Source organism: Thalassotalea euphylliae (assembly GCF_003390335.1).
GTDB classification, from domain to species: domain Bacteria; phylum Pseudomonadota; class Gammaproteobacteria; order Enterobacterales; family Alteromonadaceae; genus Thalassotalea_F; species Thalassotalea_F euphylliae_B.
Genome location: NZ_QUOU01000001.1, coordinates 3,963,676 through 3,975,301, shown reverse-complemented (window position 1 = coordinate 3,975,301; position 11,626 = coordinate 3,963,676). Strand labels below are relative to the sequence as shown.

Below are 11,626 nucleotides of genomic sequence, written 5' to 3'. Positions count from 1 at the left end.
GTAAACACAGAGTATGGGATGAGTTGTAACGACTTGTTACGCTTTGTCATTTTATCGCATAAATTATCGCGTTAAACTTATCGGGCTCCCGTCGCAAGCAGAGATTGGTTACCCTGTGCGGCGATAACGAAAACTAGAGCCTGCCATGAATTTAACCCGTGCTGCCTTAAAAAATCCCGCTGCAATTATCGTTGTTGCTGCGTTAATTATGGTATTTGGTCTGCTGAGTGTGACCAAGCTGCCGATTCAACTCACCCCTGATATCGAACAACCGCAGATTTCTATTTTTACTGGCTGGCGCAGTGCCGCGCCGGAAGAGATGGAGTCGGTGATCATCGAGCCGCTGGAAAATGCGGTTAAAAACACGCAAGGGGTGACCAAAGTCACCACCTTTATTCAACGCGGCTCAGGTAATATTACCCTAACCTTCGATGTCGGCGCCGATATGCAAAAGGCGATGCTGGAGGTGATCAACAATCTTAACCAAGCGCCACCACTGCCGCTTGATGCGATTGAACCTGTGGTATCAGCTGGGGGAGGGCGTGGCGGGCCGCAAACCGCATCATTATTAATTAAAACCTTACCGGATAACCCCAATCGCGATTTAGGGCAATACCAAAAGCTGATTGAAGATGTTGTGAAGCCACGTTTTGCCCGTATTCCAGGGCTAGCACAAGTCAATTTAGCCAGCCATCGGCCACGGGAATTACGCATTACGTTTGACCCACTGCGCGCCGCATCACTGGGGTTACCTATCGGCGATATTAGCGCAACCATTGCCCGTGCCAACGACATCTCGGCAGGAACCGCCGATGTTGGCCGTCGTCAATATACGGTGCGTTTTGCGGGCAAATACAGTGTTGATAACCTCACCGAAATGATTGTTGGCTACAGCGGTGATCGCCCCATTTATCTCAAAGATATTGCCACCGTAGAAAACACTTTGGTTGATCGCAATGGCTTCAGCCTGCGCAGCGGTCAACCGGCTTACTACTTTACGTTAACCCGTCAAAATGACGCGAATACCGTGGCATTGCTAGATGAAATTAATGTCGCGATAAAAGAGCTAAACGAAGGGCCAATGCGCGCTGCTGGCCTAACTATAGATCTGAGTTTTGATTCCTCGGTGCATATTCGCAATGCATTAACCTTAGTGAAAAGTAACCTTGGGTTAGGGGTATTGTTGGCGCTTATTATTTTGTGGTTGTTCCTACGTGGTATGCGCAATACCCTAATTATCGCCACTACCATTCCAATTTCATTATTAGTGTCGTTTGTCGCACTTAACTTATTTGATCGCAGCTTAAACGTGATCTCATTGGCAGGCTTAGCGTTTTCGGTGGGGCTAGTGCTCGATGCCGCGATTATCGTGCAAGAAAATATCGTGCGCATGCGCGCCAACGGGTTAGATAATCATAAAGCGGTAATGCGCGGCGCAATGCAAGTCACGGGGGCTTTGTTTGCCTCAACCGCGACGAGCGTCGCGATTTTCTTACCTATTTTATTTATGAAGGGCATTGAAGGACAGCTGTTTTCAGACTTAGCGCTAACCTTGTCGATTGCGGTTATTGCTTCACTGGTCTCGGCGATCACTGTACTGCCCATTGCCAGCAAATATTGGCTTAAAAATATTAAAGAAACAGATCCTTATGACCGCTATTGGCAAAAACTAACGAACTTGGTGATGAGCCTGACCGATTCGCGCCTGAAACGCTACACTTGGGTGAGTGTTTTATTAGGTGGCTCACTGTTTATTAGCGCAACTATGCTGCCAAAAACCGACTTTATGCCGCGCGCGCCGATTGACGGCTTCTTCTACTCGTTAAACATGCCGCCCGGTGGCAATGTGGATTTTGTTGAAAACGAAATGGCGGCACTTATTAAAGATCGCTTAGCACCTTATTTGGCGGGTGAACAGCAGCCTAAAATCAAAAGCTATAACTTTTATTCCAATGGCTCTGCCAATACGGGGGGCTTTATTTATGCTGACGACCCAACGCGCGTTGAAGAGTTGATGGACATTGTCCGCAATGAAATATTCAAAGGCTTACCTGATACTCAGGCATTTTTATTCAGAGGATCAATGATCAACGTCTCTGGCGGCGGTAATGGTCGAACGGTCGATATTGATATTTCTGGGCCAGATATCGAAGCACTGATGGCCGTTGCACAAGTGGGTATTGCTACCATTAACCAAGAAATGGCCAATACCACAGCGTTTCCTATGCCGAGCCTGAGCTTGGCTGAGCCTGAGTTAAAACTCACGCCGAATGACCAACGGATCACGCAAGCAGGATTAACCCGTCACGATGTGGCTAATGCCGTGCGAGCCTTTACCAGTGGTTTGTTTATCAATGAGTATTTTGATGGCAATGATCGCGTTAATGTGATTTTACGTGCGGATCAATGGCAAACACCGGATGAACTCGCGGCGCTACCAGTATTTTCACCCTTTGCCGGTATTCAAACACTGGGGGAGCTAACCGATATTGAACGTACCGCTGGGCCAACGCAATTACGCCGAGTCGATGGCAAGCGCACAATCAGTATTCAAGTGTCCCCACCCGCGGATATGTCACTTGAAGAGGCACTTATTATTCTCAACAGTAAAGTGGTGCCCGCCATGCAGGCCGATTTACCCAGTGATTCGAGCATTTTACTGAGCGGCAATGCCAATAAAATGGCCGCAGCGATAGTCGATATGGTGCAAAATTTTGTGCTGGCCTTAGTGATTTTATTCTTATTGATGACTGCTTTATTTAAATCAGCCAAAGACAGTTTATTGGTGTTATTGGTGATGCCATTAGCGGTTGCTGGCGGGGTGTTGGCGCTCAATGGCCTTAATCTCGTCACGTATCAGTCGTTGGATTTACTGACCATGATAGGGTTTATTATTTTGCTTGGTTTAGTGGTGAACAATGCGATATTGCTGGTGGATCAAACCCGCCAAGCGGAGCGCCAAGGGCTTGCGCGCCAACATGCTGTGGCACAGGCGGTGAGGGTGAGAGCAAGACCGGTGTACATGAGTACCTTAACCAGTTTATTTGGCATGTTGCCTTTGATGTTAATGCCAGGTGTTGGCAGTGAAATCTATCGCGGTTTAGCGACAGTGATTGTCGGTGGTATGTTGGTTAGTGCCTTGTTTACGCTTGTGCTGTTCCCGGCGTTGCTGCGTTTCCATGAAGACGATGACAACGCCGTAGACCACAGCCACGACAATGTCGAGCAACTTTACCCTGAGCCATCACTTAAAATCAGCAATCGTTAGGAGTTTATGATGTTGATAACAACAAGTAGCACAAAATTTATGCAGCAAAGCCTTCGCAAATTAAACACTCGCCAGCTAATCAATCGCCACTTTAGTCTTCGCCAATTGAGCAAGCTTTGCCAGCTATCACTTTTCGCAGCTGGCTTAGTGTTGGGCAGTGCAAGTATTCATAGCGCGGCGGCAAATGAAGCGCCTGCCAGTGCCGTCAAAGTGGATACGGTAACGAGTATGTCACTGGCGGCAACCGCCGAGCTAATGGGCACCATTCACAGTAAAATGCACGTACCTATCACTGCGGGGGTGAGTGGACGCGTAGACTGGGTAGCGGCACCGGGCAGTTTTGTGCGTGCTGGTGGCGAATTAGTGAAAATGGATATGTTGCCATTAAAACTGAGTCGGGCAGAGCATGTTGCGCAATTAAAACGCGCCAAAGTTAATCGCGACTACTATGCCAACGAAGTTAAGCGCCTTGAAACCTTGCGTAAAACCAATGCCACTTCGCAATTTCAACTCGATCAAACGCGCTCTCAGTTTGAACTGGCTGAGGCAGATATCGAAATTGCGCAATTACAGCTAGAGCAAATTGACGATCAAATCTCACGAGCTACTGTGATAGCGCCATACGATGGCGTGGTCACTGAACGCATGGTATTAGCGGGTACAGATGTTAATCGCAGCGATGTGTTAAGCAAGTTTCTCGACACTGAACACTTAGAGGCAAGAGTGTTTATTCCGGTCAAGTATTTAGCATTTTTGCGCTTAGGTAACGAGCTTACACTAGCCAATGATCAGCAAACAATGAGCGCCGCCATTACCGCAGTCATTCCCAGTGCCGACCCTAGGTCGCAAACATTTGAAGTGCGCATCGAAATTCCCAGTCACTTAAACAGCCAGTGGGCGGCAGGGCAATTGGTGAAAGTTACAGTCCCGACACAAAAAGCACAGCCAACGCTAACCGTGCATCGCGATGCGCTTATTCTGCGTAAAGATGGCACTTATGTGGTAAAAGTGGACGCTGATAATAAAGCGGTACGCTTACCGGTGAAAGTGGGTAAGGGCACATTTGAGCGCGTCTCGGTCACTGGCGATTTGCTCAATGGCGATAGAGTGGCGATTCGCGGTGCTGAACGATTACAAGACGGACAAGCCGTGATTATTCAGTAAAATTTTAACCGTGGATAGCTGTCAGCTCTAACAATCAAGTTATCAACAGTCTATAAACTCCTGATATTAATGTGATAGAGTTAAGCCATAATAATAATTGGTTTAGCTCTTTCAGATCTCAAATTTTGTCAAAATTCATCGCCTTACTTAAATATATCGTCCAATCGGCCAGCTACGGCGTACTTGCTGCCGTTATCTTGATCTTGTTGGTACCAGATTTGCGCATGCAATTGGCTGACTCGGCCTTTTTAAATGGCGAGAAAGAAGAAACTGCACCTTTGTCTTACGCTAAAGCTGTCAGCAGAGCAGCGCCAGCGGTAGTAAACATCTATTCGACTGATCACGCACAATCAAGACGCTATTCCCGAAATGTCGCCAATACCACACGTTTAGGTTCAGGCGTGATCATGGACCCAAACGGCTATATTTTGACAAACTATCATGTCGTACAAAATGCCGATTTGGTCTCTGTGTGGCTACAAACCGGGCAACGTTATGATGCCGTGTTAATTGGTTTTGATATTTTTACTGATTTAGCGGTGCTTAAAGTCGATGCTGTTAATTTGCCTGTGATCCCGCAACGTAGCGACTTAGAATCGCTCTCTGGTGATGTAGTATTGGCGATAGGAAACCCGTTAAATTTAGGGCAAACCGTGACGCAAGGCATTATCAGTGCCACGGGGCGCAATGGCCTGAGCAGTACCAGCTACTTACAGTTTTTACAGATGGATGCGGCGATTAATGAAGGTAACTCAGGCGGTGCTTTAGTCAACACTAACGGTGAGCTAGTGGGGATTAATTCACGTAAGTTTACACAACGTAACTCGCAGCTGAATGTGCAAGGTATTTTCTTTGCTGTGCCTTATAAACTAGCACATCGCGTGATGCAGAAAATTATTGAGCATGGTCGCGTAACCCGCGGTTGGCTTGGCGTAAACACCGAGCAACTGCCGTCACACACCAAAGGCTTTACTATTACTGCGGTTAACCCTAACAGCCCAGCGCAGCGCGCAGGATTAAAGGTTGGTGACTTGGTTTACCAATTCGACGATGTTGAAATTACCGGTGTTGAACAAGCCTTAGACATTGTTGCTGAAACTCGCCCAGGACAAACCATCATGGTTAGCCTTTATCGCGACAATAAAGCTATTCAGCTTCCTGTTAAAATTGCAGAGTTTCGTAATATAGGCAGTTAAGCTAGATAACGAGTTAGCAAAACAGGCTGCCATTTTCTGTGAGTAAGTAACGTACGGTATAAGCTTATAACTTCAAGTTTAGACGTCTAAACGTTTAGATGTTGACATAGCCAAAGATCCAAGGCACATTGACTAGCTCAATGTTCGCTTGTGTCTTGTGGGTCAGTTATGCCAATTAAAATTCCCGATCAGTTACCTGCCTTAAAAATTCTCGGTAACGAAGATATCTTTGTGATGTCGGAGCATCGCGCCGCCAATCAAGATATTCGCCCAATGGAAATGGCGATCCTCAACCTAATGCCGAACAAAATTGAAACGGAAGTGCAAATTCTGCGCATGTTGTCGAACACGCCGCTGCAAATTAACATTGATCTATTGCGCATTCACAAAAATCCGTCGAAGAACACACCAACGTCGCATTTAGAGTCGTTTTATCGTTTGTTTGATGATGTCAAAGACAAGCAATACGATGGCATGATCATTACGGGCGCGCCGCTTGGCTTAATGAATTACAAAGAAGTCAGCTACTGGAACAAAATTCAAGAAGTCTTCGATTGGGCGCAAAATAACGTAGTGTCGACCATGTTCTTGTGCTGGGCTGCCCATGCCGCTTTGTATCATCATTATGGCTTAGAGCGTCAGCTAAGAAATGCCAAGCTTTCCGGCGTTTATCGCCACGACAGATTACGCCCCCATGAAAAACTCACCCGTGGTTTTGATGATGAGTTTTGGGTGCCGCATTCGCGCTACGGTGAAGTATTGCCACAAGATTATCAGTCGGTTGAAAGCTTAAATATTTTGGCGCAGTCGCCAGAGGCAGGGGTTTATCTAACTGCCAGTGAAGATAAGCGACAAGTGTTTGTCACCGGTCACCCTGAGTACGATCCTACGACACTGGATGATGAGTATCGTCGCGACTTATCAGGTGGGGATATACCTGATATACCGGTAAATTACTATCGCGATAACAATCCAGACTCTGCCTTAGAAAAACCGCCTGCCAGCAAATGGCGCAGCCATGGTAGCCTGTTGTTTAACAACTGGATCAACTACTATGTTTACCAAATCACCCCTTACCAATTAGATGCTGAGCATATTCAGACATCAATCACAGGAGAGTAACGTGCAGCAGTTAGCATCGTTTCAACAACTTCAGCAGGCCCTTAACGAGCGTATTTTAATTCTCGACGGCGGTATGGGGACCATGATCCAAAACCGCAAATTTAGCGAAAGTGATTTTCGCGGTGAGCGTTTCAAGGAGTGGCACTGTGATATTCAAGGCAATAACGATTTATTGGTGCTGACTCAGCCAGAGACGATTAAGGCGATCCACTGCGAGTACCTTGAAGCGGGCGCTGATATTTTGGAAACCAATACCTTCAACGCTACGACGATTGCCATGGCCGATTATGACATGGAAGCGTTAAGTGCTGAAATTAACCTTGAAGCCGCTAAACTGGCGCGCGCTGCGGCGGATGAATACACCAAAAAAACACCGCATAAACCGCGTTTTGTTGCCGGTGTGTTAGGGCCAACCAACCGCACCTGTTCAATCTCCCCTGATGTTAATGACCCAGCGTTTCGCAATATCACCTTTAACGAACTCGTCACCGCTTACAAAGAATCCACCCAAGCGCTTATTGACGGTGGTTCAGATATTATTCTCATTGAAACCATTTTCGATACCCTAAACGCCAAAGCGGCGATTTTTGCGGTCGAAACCGTATTTGCAGAACGCGGTATTAAGCTGCCGATTATGATTTCCGGCACCATTACCGATGCTTCCGGTCGCACACTTTCTGGTCAAACAACTGAAGCATTTTACAATTCACTTCGCCACGCTAAACCGATTTCTTTTGGCCTTAACTGTGCGCTTGGGCCTGTTGAACTGCGCCAATACGTGGAAGAAATGAGTCGTATTTCTGATGTCGCCGTCTCTGCTCACCCCAATGCGGGCTTGCCAAATGCTTTTGGTGAGTACGATTTCTCGGTTGAAGACATGGACGAGCATGTACAAGAGTGGGCACAGTCGGGCTTTTTAAACATTATTGGTGGTTGCTGTGGTACCACACCTGAGCATATTCGCGGTATGGCAGAAACCGTTGCCAATATCGCCCCGCGCAAAATCGAAGCACGTGCAAAAGCGTGTCGCTTATCCGGCTTAGAGCCGCTGACCATCGAAAAAGAAACCCTGTTCGTTAATGTGGGTGAGCGCACTAACGTGACGGGCTCAGCGATTTTCCGCCGCTTGATCACCGAAGAAAATTACGACCAAGCAATCGCGGTTGCGCTACAACAAGTGGAAAATGGCGCTCAAATTATCGATATCAATATGGATGAAGGCATGTTGGATTCAAAAGCGGCGATGGTGCGCTTTTTGAATTTGATTGCTGGTGAGCCAGATATCGCGAAAGTGCCGATTATGCTGGACTCCAGTAAATGGGACATTCTTGAAGCCGGCTTGCAGTGTATCCAAGGTAAGGGGATTGTTAACTCCATCAGCTTAAAAGAAGGCGAAGAAATCTTCCGCAAGCAAGCTGAGCTGCTTAGACGCTATGGCGCGGCAGTGATTGTTATGGCGTTTGACGAAGTGGGGCAGGCAGATACGCGCGAGCGCAAGTTTGAAATCTGTCAACGCGCTTATCATATTCTCGTAGACGAAATTGGTTTCCCTGCGGAAGACATTATTTTTGACCCGAACATTTTCGCCGTTGCCACAGGTATCGATGAGCACAACAACTATGGTGTCGACTTTATCGAAGCAGTGAAAGACATCAAAGAAAACCTGCCGTATGCCATGGTCTCTGGTGGTGTATCCAATGTGTCTTTCTCATTCCGTGGTAACAACCCAGTGCGTGAAGCCATTCACGCGGTATTCCTGTATTACGCCATTAAGAATGGCATGGATATGGGTATTGTTAACGCTGGGCAACTGGCCATTTATTCTGACTTACCGGAAAAGCTCAAAGTCGCGGTTGAAGATGTTGTGCTTAACAGCGACGATGGCGCCACCGAACGCTTGCTGGAAGTTGCCGAAGAATATCGTGGTCAAGCGGGCGGCACGGCCAGTAAAGTTGATTTAGCGTGGCGCGAATTGCCTGTGAACAAGCGCCTTGAACATGCACTCGTTAAAGGTATTAACGAGTTTATTGTTGAAGACACCGAAGAAGCGCGCCTTGCTGCCAGTCGGCCGTTAGAAGTTATCGAAGGGCCGTTAATGGATGGTATGAATGTGGTCGGTGACTTATTTGGCGCGGGCGAAATGTTCTTACCGCAAGTGGTTAAATCTGCACGCGTAATGAAGCAAGCAGTAGCCCATTTACAGCCGTTTATCGAAGCGGAAAAAACCGAAGCCAGCTCTAACGGTAAAGTGCTACTGGCAACGGTAAAAGGTGATGTGCACGATATCGGCAAAAACATTGTTGGCGTGGTACTGCAATGTAACAACTACGAAATTATTGACCTTGGCGTAATGGTGCCATGTGAAGAAATTTTACGGGTTGCTCGTGAAGAAAACGTTGATGTGATTGGCTTATCAGGGCTTATCACGCCATCGCTTGATGAAATGGTCCATGTTGCCAAAGAAATGCAGCGTCAAGGCTTTGAACTGCCATTACTAATTGGTGGTGCTACGACTTCTAAAGCGCATACGGCGGTAAAAATTGAGCCACAATACGAGCACCCTGTGGTCTATGTGCCTAATGCGTCACGTTCGGTGTCTGTGGTGAGTACCTTGTTATCTGACGAGCAACGAGATGATTTTGTCGCTAAGCAAAAAGCCGAATACGTAAAAGTGCGTGAGCGCCACAATAAAAAAGGCCCACGGTCGTCACTGATTTCGCTAGAAGACGCGCGTGCGAATCCAACACCGATTAGCTTTGACAACTATACGCCAGTCAAACCTAAGCAGCTTGGTGTCACGGTCATTGATGAGCTAGACCTTAATGAGGTGCGCAATTATATCGATTGGACGCCATTTTTTATGACGTGGCAACTTTCTGGCAAGTATCCAAAAATCCTGGAACATGAGCTGATTGGCGAAGAGGCGACTAAGCTGTTTAACGATGCCAATGCCATGATTGACGATGTTATTAATAACAATAAACTCAAAGCCAGCGCTGTCATTGGTTTATTTCCTGCGCATAGCGTGGGTGATGATATTGAGTTATTTACTGATTCACAAAGTCAGCAATCAGGTCAGCGTTTGATGCGAATTCACCAGCTGCGCCAACAAGGTAAAAAGCCTGACGGGCAATATAACCGCTGTTTATCAGACTTTGTTGCACCAAAAGGCGCAACAGCCAACGGAAAAGAGGTGGAAGATTATGTAGGCGCCTTTGCGGTATCAGCTGGTTTTGGTGCGGATGAATTGGTCAAAGCGTATGACGCTGAGCACGACACTTATAACAGCATTTTGCTTAAAGCGGTTGCCGATCGTTTAGCGGAAGCGTCTGCCGAGTACCTACATGAAAAAGTGCGCAAGGAATATTGGGGTTACGCACCTGATGAAGCCTTTGATAACGAAGCGCTAATTCGCGAGCAATACCAAGGTATTCGCCCTGCACCCGGTTACCCAGCTTGCCCTGAACACACTGAGAAAGGCTTACTGTGGGAATTATTGGATGTGGAAAACAACATCGGCATGGAGCTAACGTCTAGCTATGCCATGTGGCCGGGCGCTGCGGTAAGTGGCTGGTACTTTGCGCACCCTGACTCAAAATACTTTGCGGTCGCGAAAGTGAATAAAGACCAAGTGCTCGACTACGCTGCGCGCAAAGGGTTTACCTTAGAGCAAGCTGAGCGCTGGTTGGCGGCTAATTTGGACTATGATCCGGATTAGTTTGTTTTGATTGAGCCAGTTAGTGATTAGCTAGAGAAAAACAACTGGCTCTTAGCGAGATAGTTCACCGTTAAACGAGCGACTTATTTTAAATAAGTCGCTAACCAGCTACTCACCTCACCAGTCATTTCTTTTCGATGCTTTGCCAGGGCATGATTACCTTGAGGGTAAACGACTAGTTTATTCGTTAGACCATGCTTATCCAATTGTTGCTGAAAGTCTATCGACTGCTCAACATTGACTCGTTTATCGTTTTCACCGTGCAGCAGCAAGTAAGCCGTCTCCTTTGGCAATTTCTCTACCCATTTACTTGCTGAACGGGAAGTGAGCACTTGCGCTCTATTTTCCTCAAAGTTAGGCACGCGCTTATGGTACATTTTTTCCATCTGAGGCCGCCAAGCAAGTGCTTTGTTTTCATCTGTTACCCCTGAAATAGCAACAATGGCGCTAATGTTAGGTAAATCGTGAGTGTTTGAGCGGTTTGCCGCTATGGCTTTGGCGACAAGATAGCTTTGCATTACCCCTCGGCTCCAGCCAACTAAGGCAATTTTCTCGGCATTCGCGTTAGGTAAAGTGCTAGCGATGTCGATGAGTTCAATAACATCTTGCACATCGGCACCACCAAATTCATCCCAGCCATTGTTTTTAATTCGCCCGCTACTGCTGCCACGGTATTGGCTACCAATCACTAAATAGCCTTGGGCGGCGATGTCGGCAATTAGCTTCATCTTTTTACCGAACGTCACATAGCCGTATGGACCGTTACCACCGCGGTTAAAAACAACGACAGGGAGTGGCTTACTGGAATTCTTAGGGGCGAGGTAGTAGCCTTCTATATTTAAGTCATCCACTTGATATAGAAAGCTTTTACAATCCAGCGTTGCTTTGTTTCTATCGTATCTCTCTTGCGGGAAATCCAGCTGAAACTTGGTTAAGTCAAAATTCTTCTTTGCAGACAGCATATCAATCCATTGTTGATAACTGGCGAATGGGCCGCGAAAGCAGTCTTTACTTTGGGTTATCGCAGCATTTGCGCTAAAAGGGAGCGTTAAATTAAGGGCAATCATTAGGATAACTTGCCATCGACTATTGAGAAATGTGTGAAACATAATTCATTCCTTTGAAAAAAGTGGCTGTTGGGACAGAAATTCAGCCCAA

6 protein-coding genes are annotated in these 11,626 nt (G+C 46.9%); 5 read left to right on the top strand and 1 reads right to left on the bottom strand.

All coding sequences use genetic code 11. From position 1 onward, the window contains the following. The first annotated feature begins 145 nt into the window (after positions 1-145). The 5 genes from DXX93_RS17330 to metH all read left to right on the top strand — a co-directional run bounded on the left by DXX93_RS17330 (position 146) and on the right by metH (position 10,468). A complete protein-coding gene (locus tag DXX93_RS17330; protein WP_116009204.1) occupies positions 146-3,268 on the top strand; it encodes an efflux RND transporter permease subunit in 3,123 nt (1,040 codons plus the stop codon). 39 nt (positions 3,269-3,307) lie between these two features. After that, positions 3,308-4,432 carry an efflux RND transporter periplasmic adaptor subunit gene (locus DXX93_RS17325; RefSeq protein WP_181902253.1) on the top strand — a complete coding sequence of 375 codons (1,125 nt, stop codon included), beginning with the start codon at positions 3,308-3,310 and terminating at the stop codon, positions 4,430-4,432. Positions 4,433-4,557: 125 nt separating this feature from the next. Further along, positions 4,558-5,628: a trypsin-like peptidase domain-containing protein gene (locus DXX93_RS17320; protein WP_220347580.1), complete on the top strand. Its 1,071-nt coding sequence runs from the start codon at positions 4,558-4,560 to the stop codon at positions 5,626-5,628. A 168-nt stretch (positions 5,629-5,796) separates the two neighbouring features. After that, entirely contained in the window at positions 5,797-6,750 is a 954-nt protein-coding gene (gene metA / locus DXX93_RS17315; RefSeq protein ID WP_116009202.1) for a homoserine O-acetyltransferase MetA, read from the top strand. 1 nt (position 6,751) lies between these two features. Further along, positions 6,752-10,468, top strand: coding sequence for a methionine synthase (metH, locus tag DXX93_RS17310; RefSeq protein ID WP_220347579.1), 3,717 nt, complete (start codon positions 6,752-6,754; stop codon positions 10,466-10,468). Between the two features lie 83 nt (positions 10,469-10,551). Here metH and DXX93_RS17305 read toward each other — a convergent pair whose 3' ends face one another. After that, positions 10,552-11,577: an alpha/beta hydrolase family protein gene (locus tag DXX93_RS17305; protein ID WP_116009200.1), complete on the bottom strand. Its 1,026-nt coding sequence runs from the start codon at positions 11,575-11,577 to the stop codon at positions 10,552-10,554. Between the last annotated feature and the right edge of the window lie 49 nt (positions 11,578-11,626).

Bases quoted from the DNA above. Each gene is read 5' to 3' on its own strand.
- DXX93_RS17305 (WP_116009200.1), bottom strand. From the start codon at position 11,577: ATGTTTCACACATTTCTCAATAGTCGATGGCAAGTTATCCTAATGATT.
- DXX93_RS17330 (WP_116009204.1), top strand. From the start codon at position 146: ATGAATTTAACCCGTGCTGCCTTAAAAAATCCCGCTGCAATTATCGTT.
- DXX93_RS17325 (WP_181902253.1), top strand. From the start codon at position 3,308: ATGCAGCAAAGCCTTCGCAAATTAAACACTCGCCAGCTAATCAATCGC.
- metA (WP_116009202.1), top strand. From the start codon at position 5,797: ATGCCAATTAAAATTCCCGATCAGTTACCTGCCTTAAAAATTCTCGGT.